The sequence below is a fragment of the Caballeronia sp. LZ029 genome (genome assembly GCF_031451275.1).
Lineage (GTDB): Bacteria > Pseudomonadota > Gammaproteobacteria > Burkholderiales > Burkholderiaceae > Caballeronia > Caballeronia jiangsuensis.
Window position 1 is genome coordinate 669,228 of sequence record NZ_JARUXO010000002.1, and the last position, 23,219, is coordinate 692,446.

Here is a 23,219-nt window from a genome sequence, read left to right on the forward strand (position 1 = left end):
GTTTTTCCGTAGTGAAAGAATCAGGCCCGCACGGCCGGCGATGAACGCCTGCTCACGACGACGATCATCACGAGGCACAAGGTCAGCGCCGTCAGCATCGTGCTGATGGCGGCGATGGTCGGATCGATTTCATCGCGCAACGTGACGAACATGCGGCGCGTGAGCGTCTGATTATTGCCGCCGGAAATGAACAGCGCAACGACGGTTTCATCGAGCGCCTGAATGAACACGAACACCGCGCCGGAAATCACGCTGGCCTTGATCTGCGGCAGCGTCACCGCCATGAATGCGCGAAAGCGGTTCATGCCGAGACTGCGCGCGACCATCTCCTGCGTGCGGTCGAACGTGCGCAAGTCCGCGCCGACGGAAATCAGCACATAAGGCAATCCGAGCATCGTATCCGCGATGATGAGTCCGCCAAGCGTGTTCACATAACCCATCTGCGTGAATACGAAGAACACGCCCACCGCGACGATGATGATCGGCACCATCAAGGGCAGCATCAGCAGCGGGCGCAGATAGCGCAAGGACCAGTGCGATCCGTACTGAATGCCATAAGCCGCCGCGACACCGACCGGCGTCGCGATGAGCGCCGCGCACGTCGAAGCCGCGAAGGTGGTCTTGGCGGCATCGATCCACGCGGGGTTATCGAAGAACGCGTGATACCAGCGCAGCGAATAAGCCGGCGGCGGAAACGTCAGGAAGCGCGCATCGGAAAACGAAAGCGGCACCACGATGATCACCGGAATCATCAGGAACGCGAGTATCAGCATCACCGTTGCGCCCAGCGTCACACGTCCAAGCGATATCGAGTTCATTTCGCCCCCAGCGTCTTTTCGAGCGGAATCACGCGGCTCACGCCATAGAAGATCGCGAACACGCAGATGAGCAGCACCACGCTCACCGAACTCGCCGCGCCCCAACTGTTATAGATCTCGACGTTGCGGCTCACGATCATCGACACCATCATCGACTTGCCGCCGCCCATCAGTTCCGGCGTGATATAGAAGCCGAGGCACAGCACGAACACGAGCGTCACGCCCGCGAGCACGCCGCTCATCGACAGCGGCAGGAACACGCGCCAGAACACATGCAATGGCGAGCCACCGAGACTCGCGCCGGCCTGCGAGAGATTCGGCGGTATCTTCTGCATCGCGGAATAGAGCGGCAGCACCATGAACGGCAGAAGGATATGCACCATCGCGATGATGGTGCCGAACTGGTTATACGAAAGCTGCAATGGCCGATCGATCAGGCCCGCACCGAGCAGCGCCTTGTTGATAAGGCCCGTGCGTTGCAACAGCACGAGCCATGCATACGTGCGCACGAGCACGCTGGTCCAGAACGGCAGGATCACCATGCCGAGCACGAGCGCGCTCCATCGCGGCGATATCGATGCTGCGAAGTACGCGACCGGATAGCCGAGCAAGAGCGTGATGGCCGTCACGATGAGGCTGAGCTTGAACGTCAGCAAAAACGTGTCGAGATACGCGCCCGTGAAGACGCGCCTGTAGTTCGCGAGCGAGAACACGCCATCGTGATAGAAGGACTGCCACGACAGCCATACGAGCGGCGCCACGAGCAGCACGACGATCACCAGCAGCGCGGGCGCCATCAACAGCAGCATCGTGCGATCTTCACGACGCTGATGGCGCACCGAAGGGTCGATGGTCGCGGCTTGCATCACGGCGGTGTCCTGGAGAATCCGTTTGGCTGTCGTCATCATGCACCCACCGCGTCGAGAAACTGATACCACGCGGCGACGAGCCTCACGCCCGGCGCGCGCAGCGCATGGAACGGCACGGGCCGCAAGCCGTCTTGCGCGAGCAGCGCCAGCTCCGGTTTTTCGCCGAGCGCCAGCGCAGCCGCGTGCTGGCCGATGAGGCTCGCCATCGCGACGCCCGTACCGTTATAGCCGAGACAGAACGTGGTGGCGTCGTCGCTGCATCCCACGTGCGGCAGCGCATTGAACGTCATGCCGACATAACCCGACCAGCGATATTCCACGGCCACGTCCTTCAGTTGCGGAAAGAGCGCGACCATCGCGCGTTGCAGCGCATCGAAGCCGGTCGGCTCGCCTTCCTTGCCGAACGCATCGCGGCCGCCGAAGAGCATGCGGCCATCGACCTTGCGGAACCACTTCATCATGCGGCGCGTTTCGGTATAGCTGCGGCGATTCACCATGAGTTGCGAATCGAGTTCGGGCGATAGCGGCGCCGTCGCGATCATCGCGCTTCTGAACGGCACGAGCTCGCGATGATACGAAGCGGTTGCATCGGTCAGATTGGAGTAGGCGTTGGTCGCTACGATCACCTGCCTCGCGCGCACCGTTCCGCCGGGCGCTTTCAACAGCACGCGGCCGTCCTGCGTGCGCGACATGTCGATGACAGGCGTCGCTTCGTAGATCGGCACGCCGCGCGCGGTCAGGGCCGCCGCGATGCCGCGCACGTATTCGAGCGGCAGGATCGTGCCCGCATCCGCGCTCAACACGCCGCCGACGAATGCCTTCGAGCCCGTTTCATGCGCCACTTGCGCGCGCGACAGCACGGTCATCGACGTATCGCCGAGCGTCGTGCGCACCCAGTCCGCTTCCGCGCGTATCGAGTCGAACGCGCGCTCCGTATGCGCGCATCGCAAGCTGCCGGTGTGTTCGAACTGCGCGCGAGTCAGCCTGAACTCGTCGATGAACGCCTCGACGGTGCGCACGCCTTCATGCGCGAGCCGATGCATGCGCTTGGCCACATCGACGCCATGTGCGCTCGCGATCGCCGGAAACGAGAGACGAAACTTCGACGACACCACGCCGCCATTGCGACCGCTTGCACCCCAGCCGACCGGATTCGCATCGAGCACCGCGCATTCGACGCCGCGCTTTTGCAGCGCATAGGCGGCGCTCAAGCCCGAATAGCCCGCACCGATGATCGCCACGTCCACGCCGATGTCGCGTGCGAGCGGCGCACCCGTGCTGACCGGCGCGTCCATCGCCGGGACGCGCGCGGCCATCGCCCGCCAGAGCGAATCGGGTTGCGGGCGCGGTGGTGTCGTCGGGGCGCGCATCGTCACGCGGCGGCGCGCACTTCGTCATCGACGGCATCCGCGAGCGCCGCGAGCGTCGCGAACTTCCACGTCGGCGTCGTGACGTTCTCGGGCACCGGCGTCGCGCCGAAGCCCTTCATGCCCTGGCGCCGCTCGATCCAGCACGTCGCATAACCGAGCTTCGTCGCGATGCCGATGTCGTGATACTGGCTCTGCGCCGTGTGCAGAATCTCCTCGAACTTGTAGCCGAACGCGGCCTGACGTCCACGGTTATAGGCAAAGAATTGCGGATCGGGTTTCGCGACGCCGGTTTCATCGCAGCACACGGTATCGTCGAACGGATTGCCGAGCGTGTGCGAATACGCCGACAACGCGACGCGGTCCGCATTCGTCATCGCAACGAGTCGAAAGTGCTTGCGCAGCCGCTTCAACGCAGCGACGGAATCTTCGAATGCGGGCCATTCGAGCACGTCGCGCTGGAATGCAGCGGCGGATTGCGGATCGTCGGGCAGGCCGAGTTTCTTCGCGAGATGCAGATACACGTTCGCCATCTCATGGCTCGATCGGCCCGGATGCTTCGCGCGCCCTTCCATGTACGGCTCGAAAATCTGATCGTCGGTCAGGTCCTTCGCCTTCGGGCCGCCCAGGCGGCGCACGGAGTCGAGCACGCCCTTTTCGAAGTTGATCAGCGTGCCGACGACATCGAACGTCAGGACCTTGAATTCGGTGAGATTCATTGCTTCATCCTCTACGGGTTGCGGTGAAAAGAATCAGGCCGACACGACGATCGTGTCTTGTGGATCGAGCGCGACGGTCATCGATGCACCCGGCGCGGGAATGCGTCTGCGCGCGTCGTGACCGCCGGGTTGACGAAGACTGATCGCGGTGCCGTCGGCGAGCGCGGCGAACACACGCAGGCTCTCGCCTTGATAAAGCACTTCGGTCACGCGGCATGAAAGGCGGTTCGCGTTCGCATGACGGTTCTCGCCATCGATGACGAGCTTTTCCGTTTGCACCGCGAGCAGCAGCTTGTCACCGCTCGGCAACGGATGCGCGGTACGCAGCACGGTATCGCCGAGACGCACGGCATCGTGGCCGGCGCGCGTGACATCGAGCATCGTCGCTTCGCCGATGAAGCTCGCAACGAAGGCATCGCACGGGCGATCGTAAAGACGCTCGGGCGTATCGATCTGCACGAGCCTGCCGTCCTTCAGCACGGCGACGCGATCGCTCATCGTGAGCGCCTCGCGCTGATCGTGCGTCACGTTGACGATGGTCGCGCCAAGCTGCCGATGCAGCCTGCGCAGTTCGATCTGCATGGTCTCGCGCAATTGCTTGTCGAGCGCGGACAAAGGCTCGTCCATCAGAATCAGTTGCGGCTGAAACACGATCGCGCGCGCCAGTGCGACGCGTTGCTTCTGTCCACCCGAAAGCTGATGAATGCCGCGGCTTTCATAACCTTTGAGTTCGACCATCGCGAGCGCTTCGGCGACGCGCTTCGCCCATGTCGATTTCGGTTCGCGACGCGCGCGCAACGAGAACGCGACGTTCTCGCCCACGCTCATATGCGGAAAGAGCGCGTAGTTCTGAAACACGATGCCGATATCGCGCTTGTGCGGCGGCGCGAATGTAATGTCTCGCTCGCCGACCCACACGCTGCCCGAAGTCGGCTGGACGAAGCCGCCGAGAATCCCGAGCAGCGTCGTCTTGCCCGAACCCGAAGGCCCGAGCAGCGAGACGAACTCGCCCGGCGCGATATCGAGCGATACGTCGTCGAGCGCGGTAACGCCGCTGTATCGCTTGGTCGCGGACCTGATCGACACTCCAGTTTTCGCGCGTGCATCCATGGCGTTCATCTCGTCGGAAAGGAGAGCGGTTGAGAAAATACTAAGTCGCGATGTTTTTGACGGCAATTCCAAAATTGTTGGATCGGGCATAACATGAAGTCATGCCAAACCTTCGCAAGAAACTGCCGAGCGCGAATGCGCTCTTCGTGTTCGAAGCGGCCGCGCGCTGCGGGAATTTCACGCGCGCCGCGCAAGAGCTCTATGTGAGCCAGCCCGCCGTCAGCCGCATGCTCGCGCGCATGGAAGACCATATCGGCGTGCGGCTTTTCGAACGCGTTCGCGGCGGCATCGAACTCACGGAAAGCGGAGAGATTCTCTATCGCAAGATCTCCGAAGGCTTCAGCGGCATCGAAAGCGCGATCCGCGAAATCGAGGCGCGCGCGACGGGCGTCGAAACGGTCACGCTGTCCGTGTCCACCGGCTTTACCACTCATTGGCTCATGCCGCGCATGAGCCGGCTGAATCAGGCGTTCCCTTCGATCGACATGCGCTTTCAATTGATATCGGGGCGCATCGGCGGGCCGCTCGTCGATGTCGATCTGGGTATGCGCTTTCTGCACGATGAAGAGATCGATGAAAACGCCGTGCTCGTGATGCCCGAAATGCTGCTGCCACTATGCAATCCGCGTTATCACGAACTCGCGCAGACCGAAGCGGCGCGCGCGCATGGCGATACGGTCATCGTCATGGATGACGAGGAGCGCGGCTGGCACGAGCGTTTTCATGCGTTCGCTTCAAAGGAGCGTCACGCGGCGGGGATGCTGCGCTTCAACGATTACGCGATCGTCGTGCAGGCGGCGCTGCTCGGGCAAGGCATCGCGCTCGGCTGGCTGAACGTGACATCGCACTGGCTCGCGCAAGGCGCGCTCGTGCCGGCCGAAGAGGAACTGCTCGTCACGAGCCGCCGCTGCTGTCTGCTCACGCCGCCGAACCGGCCGATGCGGCCCATCGTCGCCAGCGTGCGCGAATGGATCATTCAGGAAGCGTTAAGCGACATGCGCACTGTCGAGAGCAAATACCCGCGACTGGGTTTGCGCGACGCGCTTCGTCAAACCGGCATCGAACTCGGCTGAGCGCGCCTTTTTTCGCGTGCGCTCGACGAAGGCGCTCGGCGTCATGCCGCATAAGCGCTTGAAGTGCCGCGCGAGATGACTCTGATCGAAGAAGCCGACTTCCGTTGCGACGACCGACCCCGGCACGCCCGCGAGCAACAAGGTCTGCGCGCGTTGCACACGCAGCTCGCACAGGTACTTGTAGGGCGAAAGCCCGAATTGCTCGCGAAACACGGTCGCGAAGCGCGACACGCTCAGCGCCGAGAGATCCGCGAGTTGCGCAAGACTCACCGTCTTGTCGAAATTGGCTTCGATATAAACGAGCGCGTCGATCAGATTGGCCTGGCTCATGGCGAAGTCTCGGAGGTGATCGATTCGGCGTGCGTCGACGAAGCGCGCTGAAATCGTCTGATGGAAAACGATGTGAGATCGATGGGCGTGCTGCCGCTATCGAGCACTTCGGCAAGCGTTTCGCCGACGCCCGGTCCGATCTGAAAGCCCGATCCGCTGAAGCCGAACGCATAGAAAAGGCCATCGGTTGTCGAGCTCGGGCCGATCACCGGCTCCGAATCCGGCAGATAGCTTTCCACGCCGCTCCACACGCGAATCACATGCAGCGCGCGCATCGCGGGGACCATGCGGCGAAACTGCGCCATCTGCGCGACGGTGTTCGCGGGCAGGACCGATGCGCGCCGCGTGTCTGCATCGGCGGGACCGGAAGGGCCGCCGCCCAGCACGATATTGCCGCGCGGAATCTGCCGGAAATACACGCTCTCTTCCTTGATCGACGTGTACACGCCCATCGAAAACGGGAACACATAGGGCACGGGTTCGGTCACGGCCATCTGCGGACCGCGCGCGCTGAGCGGCACGGGTTCGCCGAATTGCGTCGATAGCACATTGGCCCACGCGCCCGCGCAGATCAGCACTTGCTCCGCGCGATACACGTCGCCCGTTGCGGTCTCCACGCGAAAGCCGCCCGCTTCCTTTTCGACGCGAACCACATCCGTGTTCTCGACGATATGCGCACCGAGCCGCGCCGCCGCGCGACCGAACGCGGGCGCGGCGAGTCGCGGGTTCGCGTGACCGTCGAGTGGCGAGATCGATGCGGCGAGCACATCACGGCCGAGAAAAGGAAAACGCCTGAACATGGCCGCGCCTTCCACCACTTCGAGATCGAGGCCACAGGCGCGCGCATCGGCGGCATAGCGATGGAAGTATTCCGCGTCTTGCGCGTGATAGCACACACGCGTATGACCCGATGGCAGGAACTCGACGTCCTCGCCGAGCAACTCGCGCGAACGCCGCCAGGTTTCGAGCGCGCGATTCGACATCGCAAGTTGTTCGAGCGCGCGGCCCTGCCGGCGCACGCCGCCGAAATTCACGCCGCTCGCCTGCTGTCCTGTCAGACCACGTTCGAGCAGAATCACCGAACGATTGCGTCGGCGTAAGAAGAAAGCGGTCGACGTACCGACGATGCCGCCGCCGATCACGATCACATCGGCGCGCCCGGTCATTCGCTCGTCTCCATGTCCTGATGCGGCGCGAGCGCCATCGGCAGCGGTTTGACGGGCGCCTGCCCGCGCAAACGGCCGACCGCTTCGAGCGGCACGCGCGCCTCCGCCGCGATGACTTCCGCGCCCGCATGCGCGCAGAAGCGGCCCTGGCATCGGCCCATGCCGACGCGCGAGAAAGCCTTCGCGCGATTCGCTTCCTTCGCGCCCATGTCGTTCACGACGCGTCTGAGTTCGCCTGCGCTGATCGCTTCGCAACGGCACACGATGGTCTCATCCGGCAACGTGGCGGCGAATCGCGCGGGCCACGGGAACGCGGTACGCAAGCCCGCCGCGAAGCGCGTGAAGCTGCTCAGTTGCTTGCGCAACGTGTTCGCCTCGTCTTCATTGGAGATCATGCCGATATCTTTCAATGCCGCGAGCGCCGCGAGCCGCCCCGCGCGTTCGGCCGCATCCGCGCCGCGCACACGCGCGCCGTCGCCTGCGAGATAGACGCCATTCACATTGCTGCGGCCGTCTTCATCGGCGACAGGAAGCCACTGCTGCAAAGCGTGATCGAAACGGAACTCGCAGCCCGCGAGATCGGCGAGTTGCGTTTCGGAGCGCAAGTGATAGCCGAGCGCGACCGCATCGCATTCGACTTCGAGCATCGCGCCATCGGCGAGTTTGACGCGCACGCCTTGAACGCCCTGCTCCGGCGTGCCTCGAATCTCGACCGGCGTGATGCCGCGATGAACGCTCACGCGCGCAGCCTTGAGAACCTTCATCAACGCGATGCCCTTCTTCAGCGTCGACGGAATCGCGAGGAGTTGCGGCAATGCGCGCAGGCGTTGAGCGAACGTGGATGTATCGAGCACCGCGCTCACCGTCGCGCCCGCCTTCACGTATTGCGCGGCGACGAGATACAGCAGCGGGCCGGTGCCCATCATCACGACGCGCGAACCGATCGCGCAGCCCTGCGATTTCAACGCGACCTGCGCGCCGCCGAGGCTATACGTTCCCGCGTGATGCCAGCCGGGCACCGGCATCAGACGATCGGTCGCGCCGCTGCAAACGATGAGCGCATCGAACCCAAGCTCGCGCTGATGCGTGCCGCTCACCATATGCACCGAATTCGGCGCAATGTTCCACACGAGCGTATCGGGCATATAGTCGATGTTCGGGCGCAATGCATCGAACGCCTCGTGCAACGCACGCGCGCGCTCTGCTTCGGTCCCGTACAAGGCGTCATACGTGCGCGTGAATCCTTCCGGCTGACGACGATAAATCTGCCCGCCATCGCGCCTGCCTTCATCGATCACCACGGGACGCAAGCCCGCTTCGACCAGCGCCTCTGCCGCGCGCACGCCCGCCGGCCCCGCGCCGATCACGATCACAGTCGCGGCCATACGCCCTCTCCAGCTTGCGAAAGACGCGTGACGATCGACATGCCTTCGACCGCCGGCGTCGTGCACGCGCGCACGCGTTCGCCGTCTTCAGTCCACACCCAGCAGTCCTGGCATGCGCCCATCACGCAGAAGCCCGCACGACGGCCGTCGCCGAATTCGGAATCGCGCAAGTCCTGCTGCGAGGTGAGCAGCGCGACCATCAGCGTGTCGCCGGCGGCTGCGAGCGCGCGCCGGCCATCGATGACGATCTCGAACGTTCTGCGCTCTTTCTCCGCGACTCTCACGAAGCGTCCGCTCATGCCGTCACCGTTTCCATCGACTGCATGCGCGCGAGATCGTCGGCGCTGTGATGACACAGAATCTCCGCGCCCGATGGCAAGGTCTTCCGCGCAGGCGGCGTCACATTGCATTTGCCGTCGATACGCGCCGCGCAACGCGAACGGAAGCTGCACAGTTCGCGCACATCGCTTTCCGGGCCGAGCACGGGCAACGCACCGAGCGCCATCGCGCGGCGCGAATCGAGCCAGCCGGGACGCAGCGCGGGCACCGAATCGACGAGCAGGCCCGTATAAGGGTGATAAGGCGGATGCGAAAGCGCATCGCGCTGGCCCGCTTCGACGCATTGGCCCGCGTAGAGCACGATCACTTCGTCGCAGATGGCGCGCACCGTTGAGATGTCGTGGCTGATGAACATGTACGACACGTTCAGCTCGCGGCGCAGTTCGGCAAGCAGATCGAGGATCGCCGCACCGACGACCGTATCGAGCGCCGACGTCACTTCATCGCAGAGAATGAGCTCGGGTTTCGCGGCGAGCGCACGCGCAAGATTCACGCGCTGCTTCTGTCCACCCGACAAGCCGCCTGGCTGACGCTTCGCGATCGACGCGGGCAGCTTCACCAGATCGAGCAGTTCGAGCATGCGCTTTTGCGCAGGTGCGCCGCGCAGGCCGTGATAGAAATTCATCGGCCGCGCGAGGATATCGGCGATGGTGCGGCTCGGGTTCAGCGCGGTATCGGCGTTCTGAAACACGATCTGCACGCGACGATATTGCTCCAGCGTGCGCTCCGACAACTTCGCGGGCAAGGGCTTGCCGTCGAGCAGCACCTCGCCATGCGCGCGATCGACGAGTCCCGCGATCACGCGCGCGAGCGTCGTCTTGCCCGAACCCGATTCGCCGATCACGCCGAGCGTGCAGCCGCGCTCGATCTTCAGGCTCACATCGTCGAGCACACGCACGGCGGGCACGCCGTTCGCATCGATGCGGCCATAGCCCGCGCTCAGGTTGCGTATTTCGAGCAGCGGGACGTCGCGCGCTTCGTCGGGCATCGTGAGTTCCGCTTCGGGGCGGCGCGTCGCGGCGAGCAGTTGACGCGTGTATTCGTCGACGGGCGCATCGAGCACTTGCGCGGTCGTGCCGTTCTCGCGCACGCGTCCACCATTCAATACGACGATGCGATCCGCCATCTGCGCGACGACCGCGAGATCGTGCGACACGTACACGGCCGTCGTGCCCAGCTCGCGCACCACGCCCTTGAATGCGGCGAGCACTTCGATCTGCGTGGTCACGTCGAGCGCGGTGGTCGGCTCATCGAACACGACGACGGCGGGATCGGTGATCAGCGCCATCGCCGCCATGAGCCGCTGCAACTGGCCGCCCGACACCTGATGCGGATAACGATCGCCGATGGTCTCGGGATTCGGCAACGCCAGCGACCGGAACAGACCGACCGCTTTTTCGCGCGCGGCTGCGGCCGTCATCAGCTTGTGCAGCAGCGCGGGCTCGGTGACCTGATCCATGATCGTGCGCGCCGGATTGAAGCCCGCCGACGCGCTCTGCGCGACATAAGCGACCGTGCGTGAACGCAATGCGCGACGGCCTCTGGCATCGAGCGACAGGACATCCGTATCGCCGATCTTCACCGAGCCGCCCGCGATCGCGCATCCGCCGCGCGCATAGCCGAGCAGCGCGAGCGCGATGGTCGTCTTGCCCGATCCCGACTCGCCGATCAGCGCGAGCACTTCGCCCTTCTTCACCGTGAAATCGACACCCTTCACGATCTCGACGACCGGATCGGGCGCGACGCCTGCGATAACGCGCAGGCCTTTTACTTCGATCATGTTCGTAGTCACTGTGCGCCTCCATGCGAACGCGCGCCATGACGACGCAAGCTGTCGATGAGCAGATTCACGCCGACGGTCAGCGTCGCGATCGCAACGGCAGGCATCAGCACCGCAGGCGCGCCTTCCGAAAGCCCGCCGATGTTCTCGCGCACGAGCGAGCCCCAGTCCGCGTTCGGCGGCTGCACGCCGAGGCCGAGGAAGCTCAGGCCCGAAAGCAGCAGCACGATGAACACGAAGCGCAGGCCGAAGTCCGCGAGCATCGGATGAATCATGTTGGGCAGCACTTCCACGCGCGCGATATAGAAAAGCTTCTCGCCGCGCGCCTTCGCCACCTGCACGTATTCGAGCGTCATGATGTTCACCGCGAGCGAGCGCGAAATGCGGAACGCGCCGGGGATGTAGGCGAGCGCGGCGACCATCATCAGCATCGGGATGGACGAGCCGAACGCCGCGATCACGACGAGCGCGAGAATCTTGCTCGGGATCGAGATGAGCGCATCGAAGAGGCGGCTCAGCACTTCATCGACCCAGCGCCCCGACACGGCGGCAATGAGGCCGAAGAACGTGCCGATGACGCTCGCCGCCACCGTCGATGCGAGCGCGAGGCCCACCGTGTATTGCGTGCCGTAGAGAATGCGGCTCAGCATGTCGCGGCCGAGATAGTCGGTGCCGAGCAGATGCGCCGGGCTATACGAGCCGAAGACTTCCGTCGACGTGAACGCGCCGCCTTTATACGGCGCGATGACGGGCCCGACGAACGCGACCGCGAGCCAGAACACGACGATGAAGAGACCGATCAGCCCCAGCACGGAAAAGCGATCGACGAGGCGCTTCAACGCACCGCGCTTGACGACGACGGGCGCCTGTTCCTGCGGCGCGTCGGCGGGAGGCTGCTCGTATAGCATGGTCGTGGCGTGAGAAGAGACGTTCCGGTTCATCGTTGACGCAGCCTCGGGTTGGAGACGATCTGGGCCAGATCGGCAATGAGCACGAGCGCGAGATAGGCCGCGCAGAAAACCATCACGCAGCCCTGCACGAGCGGCATGTCGCGATTGGTGACGGCATCGACCATCAGGCTCGCGAGACCGGGATAGTTGAAGATCGATTCGACGATCACCACGCCGCCGAACAGATACGACAGCGAGAGCGCGACCGCGTTGGCGATGGGTCCGATGGTGTTCGGCAACACATGCCGCAACACGACACGCATGGGCGTCGCGCCCTTCAGCAAGGCCATTTCCACATACGACGCGTTCAACTGATCGAGCACCGCCGCACGCGTCATGCGCGCCATCTGCGCGACGATCACGCAGCAAAGCGTCATCACCGGCATCGCATAGGTTCGCAATAGCCCGCCGAACGACGATACATCCGACAGATACGACAGCGCGGGCAGCCAGCGCAGCTTCACCGCGAAGATCAGCACCGCGATGGTCGCGACGAGAAATTCGGGCACGGCGACGGTCGAGAGCGTGAGCACGTTGAGCACGCGATCGACGAGCGAGCCGCGATACATCGCCGATGCAATGCCGATCACGAGCGCAAGCGGCACCGACACGAGAGCGGTCAATCCGGCAAGCACGAGCGAATTCGGCAGACGCGTCGCGATCAGTTCGCTGACCGGCAGATTATTCGACAGCGACGTGCCGAAGTTGCCGGTCACCACATGCACGAGCCATTGCAGATAGCGCGTGACCGCGGGTTGATCGAGGCCGAACTGATGCCGCAGCGCCGTCACCTGCTCGGGCGTCGCCGCCTGACCGAGCGCCTGCTGCGCGGCATCGCCCGGCAACAGGCCGGTGATGCCGAACACCACCATCGACACGATGAACAGCGTGAGCACCGCGAGGCCGAGGCGCGCGGCGACGAGTCGTTGCGCATGAACTTTCATCGGATATCGCCTCTCGTTGAAGGGTTGACTTCGCGCGCCGCAACTTCGAAGACGGCGCGCGTCCGGCGTTACATCATGTTCATGCTTCGAGCCACACGTTCTCCGCGAACATCCAGCCCATCAGACCCGCGAGCGGAATGCCGCCGAGACCCTTGAGCTTCGTCGTGTGCGCATCGAGCGAGCTCTGGAACATCGGAATGCCGATGCCGCCGTCCGTATGCACGAGCTCCTGCATGTCGCCGTAGATCTTCTTGCGCTTCGCGTCGTCCGGTTCGCCACGTGCGGCGACGAGCATCTGGTCGAACTGCGTGCTCTTCCAGTTCGCTTCGTTCCACGGGGCGTCGGACTTGAAGAACTGCGTGAAGATCACGTCCGCGCTCGGGCGCGCATTGATATTGCCGAAGCCGAGCGGATGCTTCATCCAGTGGTTCGACCAATAGCCATCGGACGGCACGCGCACCACTTGCAGATTGATGCCGGCCTGCGGCGCGACCTGCTGCATCAGAACCGCCATTTCGACGGAGCCTTCCGCCGCCGGCGATGCGTACAGTTGAATCGGCGCGTTGCCGAGCTTCGCCTTCTGAAAGTGGAACTTCGCCTTGTCGGGATCGAACGCGCGTTGCGGCAGGCCCGACATGTAGTACTTGTTGCTCGGATCGATCGGCTGATCGTTGCCGATCGCGCCATAGCCGCGGAAGATCGTCTTGCGCATCTGCTCGCGGTCCATCAGGTACGTCATGCCGCGACGGAAGTGCGCGTTGCCCGTGATGCCGCCGTCATCGCGCATGATGAGGTCGGTGTACTGGCCCGTCTTCGTTTCCAGCACCGCGAAGCCCTGCGTGCCCTTGATGCGCTCGGTCGAACGCGCGCTCACCGCGTTGATGAGCTGCACGTCGCCGGACATGAGCGCGTTCACACGCGCGGGCTCGTCGGCGATGCCGATGAGTTCCACTTCATCCAGATGCGGCATGCCCGGCTTCCAGTACTTCTCGTTGCGCACGCCCACGGTACGCACGCCCGGCGCGAACTCCTTCACCTTGAACGGGCCCGTGCCGATGGCCGTCTTGAAGTCCGTCGTGCCGTCCTTGATGATGAGGAAATGCGAGTCCGCGAGAATCACCGGCAGGTCCGCGTTCGCGCCGGTCAGCGTGATGGTCAGTTCGTTCGGGCCGGTCGCCTTGATCTCCTTGAACTGATCGGCGAGCGTCTTCGCCTTCGAGCCGACCGCCGGGTCTTTATGGCGCATCAGCGAATAGATGACATCCTGCGGCGCGAGCGATTTGCCGTCATGGAACTGCACGCCGCTGCGAAGCTTCACGACCCACACGGTCGCGTCTTTCGTTTCGAGCGATTCGGCCAGCGCCATCTTCGCGCCGAGGTGATTGTCGAGTTCGGTCAGGCCGCTATAGAACATGAACGCGCGGGCGTAGTCGGTGCCGAGCGCGCCCTTGGCGGGATCGAGCGTATCGGCGGCCGACGACGACTGCGTCGCCACGCGAATGCGTCCGCCCTGCTTCGGCTTGGCCTGCGCGAAAGCCGCGCCGCTCGCGCTGAGAAGCCCCGCGCCCGTCACGGACAGCAGCCCACCCGCGGCCATCGCGCGAAGGACGTTGCGCCGCGACGCGCCGCGGCGCGTCAGTTCTTCGAGCCGTTTGCCGGCATCGGCATGGGCAAGTGCTTCAGGCGATGTGTCGATGCTCATGAACTTCTCCGCGATAGGGGCTGTGAATGTCCGGCGGCTTGCTTATTGGATGTAGACCGCCTTTGTTTGCTTCGATGCTTCAATAGAACACGTCTTTGATCGAGTAATACGCGCCGACGAGCGGCAAGAACCAGGGCTTGCCCGTATGGCCCGGAATCGCGGGCCAGTCGAAATCGCGCCACGGATTCGCATCGGCATTGCCGTTCATCACGTCGGCCATGATCTGGCCCATGTGCGTCGACATCTGCGTGCCGTGGCCGCTGTAGCCCATCGAGAAATAGATGCCGTCGTGCTGGCCCGCGCGCGGCAGACGATCCGCGGTGATATCGACGAGACCGCCCCAGCAATAGTCGATGCCCACATTGGCCAGGCTCGGGAAGATCGACGCGAGATTCGCTTGCAGAATGCGCCCGCTCTTCGCATCCGATGGACGCTCGGACGCGGTGAATCGTGCGCGCCCGCCGAGCAGCAGACGCGCATCGGGCGTGACGCGAAAATAGTTGTGCATCAGGCGGCTCGTCGTGTACGAGCGCCGGTTCGGCAGCAGTTCTTGCAGCCGATCCTCGGGCAACGGCTCGGTCACGATGATGAACGAGCCGACAGGCGCGAGCCTGCGCCGATACCACGAGAAAGGGCCATGCTTCGAAGGGCCCGTCGCGATCAGCACCTGCTTCGCGCGCAAGGTGCCGCGCTTCGAATCGATGCGATACCCGGAACCTTCCTTCGTGATCGCGGTGACTTCGGCGTGCTCATAGAGACGCGCGCCTTGCTTCACGGCTGCTTTTGCAAGTCCGTCGGCGAACTTGCCCATATGCATCTGCCCGCCATGACGTTGCAGCAGGCCGCCATGAAAGGCATCGGATTGCACTTCGTTGCGGACCTGCTCGCGATCGAGCAGATCGATGTCGGGATCGACTTCACGCCGGATGAGTTCGGCGGTCTTCGCGATATGTTCAAGATGATGCGGCTTCGCGGCGAGCTTGAGCTTGCCCGAAGCGAGATAGTCGCAATCGATGTTCTCTTCGCGGATCAGACGCTCGACGGTCTCCACCGCCGCCGCATACGCGCGATAACAGCCTTGCGCGCGCTCGACGCCGAGTTGCGCGCGCAGCGCCGCATAGTCCTGCGCGACGCCCGTATTGCACTGACCGCCGTTACGCCCCGACGCGCCGCCGCCCATGCGCCCGGCATCGAGCACGACGACGCTTGCGCCGCGTCTGCCCAACGCGAGCGCCGCCGACAAACCCGTGAACCCGCCGCCGATCACGGCGACATCGGCCTGGCCGTCCGCCGGGCCTTCGCACGTCGAGATCATCGCGGGCGCGGTGTCGAGCCAGTAGGAGTCGAGTTTCATCGGCATTGCTCGCGTGAAGTGGCTTGTTTTACAGACCGAGTTGCGTGGCGAGATCGCCGATGGTGTCCACTTCGTAATACTCGTAGTACGGCGTGCCCGGCTCATGGCCGCGCTTCACGAACGCCTTGTGCTTGATGCCCATGTCGTGCGCGGTCATCAGGTCGTAACGCAGGCTCGACGACACGTGCAGCACGTCTTCCGGATTGCAGTTCAACTGGTCGAACATGTATTCGAAGCCCTGCATGCGCGGCTTGTACGACTGCGCCTGCTGCGCCGTGAACACGCGATGGAACGGCGCGCCGAGCTTGTCGACGTTGCTCTGGATCTGATCGTTCGATGCGTTCGACAGAATCACGAGCTTGTATTTCGTGGCAAGCCGCGAAAGGCCTTCCGGCACGTCCGGATGCGGGCCCCACGTCGGCACGGCGAGGTAATACTTTTCGGCTTCGGCTTCGTTGAATTCGACGTTCATGCGCTCGCATGCGCGGCGCACCGAGTTGACGATCACGTCGCGATACGGCTTCCACGCGCCAAGCACTTCGTCGCGGCGATAGCCCGCGAAGAACTTGACGAATTGTTCGAGGTCGTCGCCCTGCAGACGGTCGGCGTACATCTCGCGGGCCATATCGGCCATGCGGAATTTCGTCAGCGTGCCGTAGCAGTCGAACGTGATGTACTTCGGCTCGAAATCGATCATGGTGTCAGTCCTGTCGTGTGATGAACCCGTCCGGGAGTTCAGTGGTGAAAACAAGCAACAGCGATGTGTTGAGGAAAATTTAAACAGTGCAAAAATGACTGAGGGCGTCGAATGCGTGCCTCGCGGCGATACAAGTCATGCGTTTTGAGGCATCGCCGCAGCAGAAAATGCGGCGTTGTTTTCGCACGATCGTGCGTCTTGCGTGCGCCTATCCTTCCGTATCGATCAGCACGCTCTTGAAGCGCAGATTGGCTTCATAAGCCTGCCGCCCGAGATCCTTGCCGATGCCCGAGCGCTTGTAGCCGCCCGTCGGCAGCACGAAGTCGCTCGTGCGGCCATAGCGGTTCACCCATACGGTGCCCGCCTCGATGTTGCGCACCATCCGCAGCGCCCGGCCGATATCCGCCGTATGCACGCCGGCGGCAAGGCCGTATTCCGGATGCGCCGCGAGTTCGAGCGCTTCTTCTTCCGTGTCGAACGACTGCACGGTAAGCACCGGGCCGAAGATTTCGCTGCGCACGGCGTCGTTGTCCTGCGTGACATCGCACAGCAGGGTTGGCGAATAGAACGCGCCGGGCGTCGCCGCATCCGCGCGCCTGCCGCCGCAACGCAGGCTCGCGCCGCCCGCGATGCCGCGCTGAACGATCGCATCGATGCGCTGCGCCTGCGGCTCGGAGATGATCGGCGGCAAGGTCGTGCCCGCCGCCCATGTCGCGCCCGCCCTGAGTTCGCCGAAGGCCTGCGCGATGCGATCGGTCAGTTCGCCGGCGATTGCGCGCTGCACGAGCAGCCGCGAACCCGCGACGCACACTTGTCCGGCGTTGCCCGTGATCGAACCCGCGATGCGCCGCGCCACTTCATCGATCCGCGGGGCATCGGCGAACACGATCTGCGGGCTCTTGCCGCCCAGTTCCAGCGTGACCGGCTTCGTGCCGGATTCCGCGCACGCGGCCATGATCGCGGCGCCGGTGCGCGTCGATCCGGTGAAGGTCACCTTGCCGATGCGCGGATGACGCACGAGCGCGTCGCCGGTCGTGCGGCCATCGCCCTGAACGACGTTGAAGATGCCCGGCGGCACGCCCGCTTCCAGCGCCAGTTCGGCGAGACGCAGCGCAGAAAACGGCGTCATCTCCGAAGGCTTCAGAACCACCGCGTTGCCCGCCGCGAGCGCGGGCGCGGTCTTCCATATGCCCATCACGAGCGGAAAATTCCACGGTGCGATTGCACCGATCACGCCATACGGCTCGGCGATCGTCATGCCCAGATGCCGGTGATCGGTCGCCGCGACATCGCCGCCGATCTTGTCGGCGAACTCCGCATAGAAGCGGATGCTTTCGGCGGTGAACGGCACGTCCCAGTTGTACGCGTCGCGCACCGGTCGCGTCGAGCCGAGCGCTTCGAGCGGCGCGAGATTGGCTGCATCGGCGACGACGAGATCGGCGAACCGGCGCAGCACCCGCGCACGTTCGCGCGGCGCGCGGCGCGCCCAGTCGCTATGCCTGAACGCGCTGTAGGCGTTCTGCACGGCGTAGTCGATCATCGCTTCATCGGCGACGGGCACCGATGCATACACGACGCCATCCGACGGCCGCGCGACCTCGATACGCGACGCGCCCGCATCGATCAATTCGCCGCCGATGAAATGCCCGCTCCTGATAACGATGCTGGCAGGATCGAACCGGTCCATATGCGTGAGTCCTCCTCCGTGATGCTGCGTTGACATGGCTTCATCGTAGGTCCGGAGCGCCGGCATATTTCGCCGACAAAATTGCCGATTCAGCACAGCACGCGCGTTCTTGCGGCGATAACTCGCGGTTTTGCGTTGCACCACATGCACGGCCCCATGCACCGCGCGGGACAGGAAGATCGTCCTAGCCATGCGCGCTGCGCAGTGTCAAAGTCACGGTAAATGTCTTCAAGGTCAGGAGGCCGGCGTGCCCGACTCGAACAATAACGATGTGGTCGAATACCGGGCTTTCACGCTCGACGACATTCCCGCGGCGCACGCACTGTCGGCGTCCGTCAAATGGCGGCATCGCGCGGACGACTGGCGCTTCGCGGCGCGTCTCGGCAATGGCTTCGCCGCCGTCGACGAGGCGGGCGCGCTCGTCGGCACGGCGCTCGCGTTTCAGTTCGGCGCGCATGCCGCGACGCTCGGCATGTTCATCGTGTCGCCGGAACGTCAGCGGCGGGGCATCGGGCGCGGGCTGCTCGACCGGCTGATCGCGACGCTCGGCGCGCGCACGCTGCTGATCCACGCATCGAACGAAGGCAGGCCGCTGTGCGAGCAAAAAGGCTTCACGCGCATCGACACGACTCATCAGCATCAGGGCGCGGCGTTCCAGCCGCCGCTGGTCTCGCTGCCGCCGGGCGAACGGCTGCGTCCGATCGGCGCGAAGGACACGCCGCGTCTCGCCGGACTGGCCTCGCGTGCGAGCGGGCTGGATCGCACGGCGCTGCTGCCGCAATTGCTCGACGTCGCGAGCGGCATCGCACTCGATCGCGATGGCGAACTCATCGGCTTCGCGCTCTTCCGGCGTTTCGGCGACGGCCACGTGATCGGTCCGGTGATCGCGCCGGAATCGCCGGACCAGAGCCGCGCCAAGGCGTTGATCAGCTACTGGCTCGCGCTGAACGCGGGCATGTTCGTGCGCATCGACACGCCCTTGCGATACGGGCTTTCGTCGTGGCTCGAAGGGCTCGGGCTGCCGCTCGTCGATACCATCGAGCAGATGGCGAAGAACGGTGCGCCATCCACCGATGCCGCGCTCGCGCAGTTCGCGCTGACGAACCAGGCGGTGTGGTAGCGGCTTGCGCGTGGACATCGGCGAAACCGATGTTCACGCCTTCGCGAGCCACGCGAACTCGGCGAAGCGATAACCCATCACGCGCCCCGACGGCGTGCCCTTCAAGCCGCGCAGGTTCGAGCTTTGCGCGTCGATGAAGTTGATGAACGCGGGGATCACGAGACTGTTCTTCTCGTAGATGATGCCCTGCATGTCGCCGTACATCTGCTTGCGCTTCGCTTCGTCGCGCTCGCGGCGCGCCTGCACCAGCAACTGATCGAACTGTTCGTTCTTCCATCCCGATTCGTTCCAGTTCGCATTCGAACGGAAGAACTGCGTGTACAGCAGATCGAGGGTCGGGCGCGGCAGGATCGAGCCGTAGGTCATCGGGTACTTCATCCAGTAGGTCGTCCAGTAGCCATCGGCGGGCACGCGGCGCACGTTGATATCGACGCCCGCCTGCTTGGCGGCCTGCTGGACCATCATGGCGGAGTCGAGCGCGGTCTCGACCGACGGCGGCGCGATGATCTCCGCGCGCGCGCCCGGCGTGCCCGCCTTCTTGAAGTGGAACTGCGCCTTGTCCGGATCGAAGGTGCGTTGCGGCAAACCCTTCATGAAGTACGGATGCCACTCCGGCACCGGATGATCGTTCGCGAGCGTGCCGTGACCGCGCAGCATCACGTTCACGATGCGCTGCCGGTCGTGCAGATACTTGATGCCCTCGTTGAAGTCCGTGCTCTTCGTAGGCAGCATGTCCTGCCGCAATGCGAGGTCCGAATAAAGCTGCGACGGGCTTTCGAGCACCGTGACCTTGCCCGTCTGCTTCACGCGATCGACATCGCGTGCGGGCAGTGGCGAGATGAGCTGCACGTCGCCCGCGAGCAGCGCATTGGTGCGCGCCGCATCGTCGCCGATGCCGATGATCTCCACTTCGTCGAGATACGGAAGCCCCGGCTTCCAGAAGTTCGGATTGCGCGCGCCAATGCAGCGCTGCGCCGGCGTGAACTCCTTGCATGTGAACGGACCCGTGCCGTTGCCTTTGGAGAAGTCCGTCGTGTTCGCGGCGACGATCACGAGATGCGGAATCGCGAGCAGCGCGGGAAGATCGACGTTCGGCTCGGCCAACGTGATCTCGACCTTCAGCGGGCCGGCCGCCTTGACGGTGCTGATGCCATCCACGATCGACTTCGCCTTCGATGCCGTCGCCGGGTCCTTGTGGCGCATCAGCGAGAACACGACATCGTCGGAGGTGAAGGGCTTGCCGTCGTGGAAATGCACGTTGGGCCGAAGCGTGACGGTCCACTTCACGAAGTCGTCGGATTCGAGCTTTTCCGCGAGCGCGTTCTGCGTCTTGAAGTCGGCGTCGAGTTCGGTGAGGCCGCTATAGAACATGTATGCGCGCGAATAGTCGCCGGTATGCGTGCCCTTCGCGGGATCGAGCGAATCCATCAGCGACTGGTTCGCCAGCGCCACGCGAATGCGTCCGCCGCGTTGTGGCGCAGGTTCCGTCGCGGCGAATGCGAGCGTCGATGCGCCCGGCAGGATGAGCGTTGCCGCGCCCGCGGCGGCCAGCGTCTTCATCGCCCTGCGGCGGCCAGGATCGGCGACTACGAGTTCCTTCGGCAATATCATGGTCAGCCTCGCTCGGTCATGTCGTTATGGCGGATGTTATGGCGGATGTTATGGCGAATACGATGCAACGGGCTTTCACAGCGCCTGACATAGCCTGTAGGCGTCGTAGATGGCCGTGTGAATGTCGCGCGACGCGCTGGCGTCGCCGATGCGGTAAAGACGGAACTGTCCTTCTTCGCCCTCTTGCGCTTGGGGCTGCGGCTTGCCCGTGGCGAATGCTTCGAGATCGGTGTAGCCGTCGTTGACGGAATACATGCGCGCCGCTTCGAAAAGATCATCGACCGCGAGCATGCCGCGCTCGACCACGACATGATCCGCTTCCACCTCCACGAGATCGTTCGTCAGGTGATGACGGAACACGGCGCGGCGCTTGCCGCTATCGGCCGCGCTCACTTCGATCAGCTCGATGTTCGTGCGCACGGGCACGTCCCAGCGCGCGATATTGCGCATCCACACCTGATCGTCGCCGCGTCCGCCGGTTTCCTGCGCCGGCATGCTGTCGATGAGCGCGAGCGATACATCGAGGCCCGCATCGACATAACGCTCCGCACACAGATACGCGTTGTGCCGGCCGGTGCCGTCGTACACGAGCACGCTGCCTGCGCGCGGCGGCGTTTCAGTGAGCGCATCGAACACCGACTTGCATAACTCGCCGCCCGGCAACGCATCGAGATTCGGCAGACCGCCTGTCGCGATGATGACGACATCCGCGCCATGATCGAGCACGTCGCTCAATTCGGCATAGTAGTTGTAGCGCACATCGACGCCGAGCTTTTCGAGCTGCGACACGCGCCAGTCGACAATGCCGATGAGATCGCGCCGCCAGCTTCCCGTCGCGGCCAGCAGCATCTGTCCGCCCGCCGTCGAGTTCGCTTCGAGCACGGTGACATGATGACCGCGCGTCGCGCTGACGCGTGCGGCTTCGAGGCCCGCCGGTCCCGCGCCGACGATGAGCACGCGCTTCTTCTGCGCGGCTTCGGGCAGGTCATGCGTGAGATACGTCTCGCGCGATGTCGCCGGATTATGGATGCACGTCGCGCGGAAGTTGCGGCAGAACGATGCACCGACGCAAGGCCGCGCCTCATCCTCCCTGCCTGCTTCGACGAGCTTCACGAGATGCGGCTCCGCGATATGCGCGCGCGTCATGCCGACCATGTCGAGCAGACCTTCGCGGATCGCATAGCGCGCGGTGGCGAGATCGGCGATCTTCGCTGCGTGAAACACGGGCAGATCGACCGCGCGCTTGAACGCGGCGGCTTTCGGCAGCCACGGCGCAGACGGCACGAACATCCCCGGCATGGAATTGACCGCGAGCGACATCTTCGTGTCCATGCGCCCGAACGTCACGTTGAAGAAATCGAATAGACCCGTGCCCTGCAGAATGCGCGACATCTCCAGCCCTTCCTCGAAGCTGCATCCGTCTTCGAGCGCGAAGCGAAAGCCGACGATGAAGTCATCGCCCACCTGCTTGCGAATCTCCTCGTGAACCTCGATCGCGAAGCGCACGCGATTCGCTGTCGAGCCGCCGTATTTGTCGGTGCGCAGATTCACGGTCGGGTCCATGAACTGACCGATGAGATGACCGCCCGCATGTGTTTCGATGCCGTCGAGCCCGCCATCTCGGCAACGCTTCGCCGCGATGCCGAAGTCGCGGATCACGCGTTTGATGTCCGCGTCGTGGATCGCCTGCGGCATGGCGCGGTGCAGCGTTTCGCGCACGGGCGACGGCGCGATCATCGGCAGCCAGGGCTCCGTGTACGCATCGCCGCGCCGCCCGAGATGCGTGATCTGGCACATCAGCGCCGCGCCGTGCGTATGGATGCGATCGGAGAAGCGCCGCAGATGCGGCACCACGGCATCGGTTCCGACGTTGATCTGCTGGAACGTGTTCGGACTGTCGATGCTGACGTTCGACGACCCGCCGAACATCGTCAGCGCGATACCCCCTTTCGCCTTTTCCTCGTGATACCGTTGATAGACCTCCTGCGGGAATTCGTCGCGCGTCAGACGGCTTGCGTGACTCGTGCTCATCACACGGTTCCTGAGCACGAGATGCTTGAGGGTGAACGGCTGAAGCAACGGGTCCGACGAAGCAGTAGTCATGGCCTGCGAGATGAAGTGACGTCGGACTCAAGGTAAGGAGGTCAATATGCGCCGTCAAATTACAAATCGATGCATGCCCCATAACATGGTGTTGT

20 protein-coding genes are annotated in these 23,219 nt (G+C 64.0%); 2 read left to right on the plus strand and 18 right to left on the minus strand.

Annotated features, from left to right (window positions below; all coding sequences use genetic code 11):
• Positions 1–20: 20 nt before the first annotated feature.
• Genes QCE73_RS17875 through QCE73_RS17895 form a run of 5 tightly spaced genes read right to left on the minus strand, consistent with a single transcriptional unit; the run spans position 21 to position 4,883 of the window.
• The gene (locus QCE73_RS17875) at positions 21–818 is read right to left on the minus strand and encodes an ABC transporter permease (RefSeq protein WP_309882713.1); all 798 of its coding nucleotides are present in this window, start codon (positions 816–818) and stop codon (positions 21–23) included.
• A complete protein-coding gene (locus QCE73_RS17880) occupies positions 815–1,726 on the minus strand; it encodes an ABC transporter permease (RefSeq protein ID WP_035503840.1) in 912 nt (303 codons plus the stop codon). Before QCE73_RS17880 ends, QCE73_RS17875 begins: the two co-directional genes overlap by 4 nt.
• Positions 1,723–3,057, minus strand: coding sequence for an FAD-binding oxidoreductase (locus QCE73_RS17885; RefSeq protein WP_309882715.1), 1,335 nt, complete (start codon positions 3,055–3,057; stop codon positions 1,723–1,725). Before QCE73_RS17885 ends, QCE73_RS17880 begins: the two co-directional genes overlap by 4 nt.
• A gap of 2 nt (positions 3,058–3,059) precedes the next feature.
• Positions 3,060–3,773, minus strand: a complete 714-nt coding sequence (locus QCE73_RS17890; RefSeq protein ID WP_309882716.1) for an HAD-IA family hydrolase — start codon at positions 3,771–3,773, stop codon at positions 3,060–3,062.
• 33 nt (positions 3,774–3,806) lie between these two features.
• Positions 3,807–4,883 carry an ABC transporter ATP-binding protein gene (locus QCE73_RS17895; protein WP_035503914.1) on the minus strand — a complete coding sequence of 359 codons (1,077 nt, stop codon included), beginning with the start codon at positions 4,881–4,883 and terminating at the stop codon, positions 3,807–3,809.
• Between the two features lie 101 nt (positions 4,884–4,984).
• On the opposite strand from QCE73_RS17895, the gene QCE73_RS17900 reads away from it, so the two are divergent.
• The gene (locus QCE73_RS17900; protein WP_309882719.1) at positions 4,985–5,956 is read left to right on the plus strand and encodes a LysR family transcriptional regulator; all 972 of its coding nucleotides are present in this window, start codon (positions 4,985–4,987) and stop codon (positions 5,954–5,956) included.
• Here the strand turns inward: QCE73_RS17900 and QCE73_RS17905 are convergent.
• The 11 genes from QCE73_RS17905 to QCE73_RS17955 form a co-directional block, all read right to left on the minus strand.
• The gene (locus tag QCE73_RS17905; protein ID WP_035503847.1) at positions 5,870–6,286 is read right to left on the minus strand and encodes a helix-turn-helix domain-containing protein; all 417 of its coding nucleotides are present in this window, start codon (positions 6,284–6,286) and stop codon (positions 5,870–5,872) included. The two genes, QCE73_RS17900 and QCE73_RS17905, sit on opposite strands and share 87 nt — an antisense overlap.
• Positions 6,283–7,452, minus strand: a complete 1,170-nt coding sequence (locus tag QCE73_RS17910; protein ID WP_309882721.1) for an FAD-binding oxidoreductase — start codon at positions 7,450–7,452, stop codon at positions 6,283–6,285. Before QCE73_RS17910 ends, QCE73_RS17905 begins: the two co-directional genes overlap by 4 nt.
• Positions 7,449–8,837 (minus strand): NAD(P)/FAD-dependent oxidoreductase, encoded by a 1,389-nt coding sequence (locus QCE73_RS17915; protein ID WP_309882722.1) that lies wholly within the window; start codon positions 8,835–8,837, stop codon positions 7,449–7,451. The genes QCE73_RS17910 and QCE73_RS17915 overlap by 4 nt, the downstream gene beginning before the upstream one ends.
• Positions 8,822–9,136 (minus strand): (2Fe-2S)-binding protein, encoded by a 315-nt coding sequence (locus QCE73_RS17920; protein ID WP_035503853.1) that lies wholly within the window; start codon positions 9,134–9,136, stop codon positions 8,822–8,824. Before QCE73_RS17920 ends, QCE73_RS17915 begins: the two co-directional genes overlap by 16 nt.
• Positions 9,133–10,956 (minus strand): ABC transporter ATP-binding protein, encoded by a 1,824-nt coding sequence (locus QCE73_RS17925; RefSeq protein ID WP_309883151.1) that lies wholly within the window; start codon positions 10,954–10,956, stop codon positions 9,133–9,135. Before QCE73_RS17925 ends, QCE73_RS17920 begins: the two co-directional genes overlap by 4 nt.
• Positions 10,957–10,964: 8 nt before the next feature.
• Entirely contained in the window at positions 10,965–11,897 is a 933-nt protein-coding gene (locus tag QCE73_RS17930; RefSeq protein WP_035503857.1) for an ABC transporter permease, read from the minus strand.
• On the minus strand, positions 11,894–12,850 hold the full coding sequence (locus QCE73_RS17935) for an ABC transporter permease (RefSeq protein ID WP_035503859.1): 957 nt from the start codon (positions 12,848–12,850) through the stop codon (positions 11,894–11,896). The genes QCE73_RS17930 and QCE73_RS17935 overlap by 4 nt, the downstream gene beginning before the upstream one ends.
• A gap of 79 nt (positions 12,851–12,929) precedes the next feature.
• The gene (locus QCE73_RS17940) at positions 12,930–14,552 is read right to left on the minus strand and encodes an ABC transporter substrate-binding protein (RefSeq protein ID WP_309882725.1); all 1,623 of its coding nucleotides are present in this window, start codon (positions 14,550–14,552) and stop codon (positions 12,930–12,932) included.
• Positions 14,553–14,631: 79 nt separating this feature from the next.
• Positions 14,632–15,906, minus strand: a complete 1,275-nt coding sequence (locus tag QCE73_RS17945) for an FAD-binding oxidoreductase (protein ID WP_309882726.1) — start codon at positions 15,904–15,906, stop codon at positions 14,632–14,634.
• A 28-nt stretch (positions 15,907–15,934) separates the two neighbouring features.
• Positions 15,935–16,603: a haloacid dehalogenase type II gene (locus QCE73_RS17950; protein WP_062258951.1), complete on the minus strand. Its 669-nt coding sequence runs from the start codon at positions 16,601–16,603 to the stop codon at positions 15,935–15,937.
• A 208-nt stretch (positions 16,604–16,811) separates the two neighbouring features.
• The gene (locus QCE73_RS17955; protein ID WP_309883152.1) at positions 16,812–18,290 is read right to left on the minus strand and encodes an aldehyde dehydrogenase family protein; all 1,479 of its coding nucleotides are present in this window, start codon (positions 18,288–18,290) and stop codon (positions 16,812–16,814) included.
• Positions 18,291–18,537: 247 nt separating this feature from the next.
• Between QCE73_RS17955 and QCE73_RS17960 the strand changes: the two genes are divergently transcribed.
• Positions 18,538–19,410 (plus strand): GNAT family N-acetyltransferase, encoded by an 873-nt coding sequence (locus QCE73_RS17960; protein ID WP_309882727.1) that lies wholly within the window; start codon positions 18,538–18,540, stop codon positions 19,408–19,410.
• A gap of 33 nt (positions 19,411–19,443) precedes the next feature.
• Here the strand turns inward: QCE73_RS17960 and QCE73_RS17965 are convergent, their stop codons facing one another.
• Positions 19,444–21,021 (minus strand): ABC transporter substrate-binding protein, encoded by a 1,578-nt coding sequence (locus QCE73_RS17965; protein WP_309882729.1) that lies wholly within the window; start codon positions 21,019–21,021, stop codon positions 19,444–19,446.
• A 75-nt stretch (positions 21,022–21,096) separates the two neighbouring features.
• Positions 21,097–23,124 (minus strand): FAD-dependent oxidoreductase, encoded by a 2,028-nt coding sequence (locus QCE73_RS17970; RefSeq protein ID WP_309882731.1) that lies wholly within the window; start codon positions 23,122–23,124, stop codon positions 21,097–21,099.
• Positions 23,125–23,219 lie beyond the last annotated feature (95 nt).

Excerpts from the sequence above, each read along its gene's own strand:
- QCE73_RS17875 (WP_309882713.1), bottom strand. The coding sequence starts at position 818 with ATGAACTCGATATCGCTTGGACGTGTGACGCTGGGCGCAACGGTGATG.
- QCE73_RS17880 (WP_035503840.1), bottom strand. The coding sequence starts at position 1,726 with ATGATGACGACAGCCAAACGGATTCTCCAGGACACCGCCGTGATGCAA.
- QCE73_RS17885 (WP_309882715.1), bottom strand. The coding sequence starts at position 3,057 with ATGCGCGCCCCGACGACACCACCGCGCCCGCAACCCGATTCGCTCTGG.
- QCE73_RS17890 (WP_309882716.1), bottom strand. The coding sequence starts at position 3,773 with ATGAATCTCACCGAATTCAAGGTCCTGACGTTCGATGTCGTCGGCACG.
- QCE73_RS17895 (WP_035503914.1), bottom strand. The coding sequence starts at position 4,883 with ATGGATGCACGCGCGAAAACTGGAGTGTCGATCAGGTCCGCGACCAAG.
- QCE73_RS17900 (WP_309882719.1), top strand. The coding sequence starts at position 4,985 with ATGCCAAACCTTCGCAAGAAACTGCCGAGCGCGAATGCGCTCTTCGTG.
- QCE73_RS17905 (WP_035503847.1), bottom strand. The coding sequence starts at position 6,286 with ATGAGCCAGGCCAATCTGATCGACGCGCTCGTTTATATCGAAGCCAAT.
- QCE73_RS17910 (WP_309882721.1), bottom strand. The coding sequence starts at position 7,452 with ATGACCGGGCGCGCCGATGTGATCGTGATCGGCGGCGGCATCGTCGGT.
- QCE73_RS17915 (WP_309882722.1), bottom strand. The coding sequence starts at position 8,837 with ATGGCCGCGACTGTGATCGTGATCGGCGCGGGGCCGGCGGGCGTGCGC.
- QCE73_RS17920 (WP_035503853.1), bottom strand. The coding sequence starts at position 9,136 with ATGAGCGGACGCTTCGTGAGAGTCGCGGAGAAAGAGCGCAGAACGTTC.
- QCE73_RS17925 (WP_309883151.1), bottom strand. The coding sequence starts at position 10,956 with ATGATCGAAGTAAAAGGCCTGCGCGTTATCGCAGGCGTCGCGCCCGAT.
- QCE73_RS17930 (WP_035503857.1), bottom strand. The coding sequence starts at position 11,897 with ATGAACCGGAACGTCTCTTCTCACGCCACGACCATGCTATACGAGCAG.
- QCE73_RS17935 (WP_035503859.1), bottom strand. The coding sequence starts at position 12,850 with ATGAAAGTTCATGCGCAACGACTCGTCGCCGCGCGCCTCGGCCTCGCG.
- QCE73_RS17940 (WP_309882725.1), bottom strand. The coding sequence starts at position 14,552 with ATGAGCATCGACACATCGCCTGAAGCACTTGCCCATGCCGATGCCGGC.
- QCE73_RS17945 (WP_309882726.1), bottom strand. The coding sequence starts at position 15,906 with ATGAAACTCGACTCCTACTGGCTCGACACCGCGCCCGCGATGATCTCG.
- QCE73_RS17950 (WP_062258951.1), bottom strand. The coding sequence starts at position 16,603 with ATGATCGATTTCGAGCCGAAGTACATCACGTTCGACTGCTACGGCACG.
- QCE73_RS17955 (WP_309883152.1), bottom strand. The coding sequence starts at position 18,290 with ATGGACCGGTTCGATCCTGCCAGCATCGTTATCAGGAGCGGGCATTTC.
- QCE73_RS17965 (WP_309882729.1), bottom strand. The coding sequence starts at position 21,021 with ATGATATTGCCGAAGGAACTCGTAGTCGCCGATCCTGGCCGCCGCAGG.
- QCE73_RS17970 (WP_309882731.1), bottom strand. The coding sequence starts at position 23,124 with ATGACTACTGCTTCGTCGGACCCGTTGCTTCAGCCGTTCACCCTCAAG.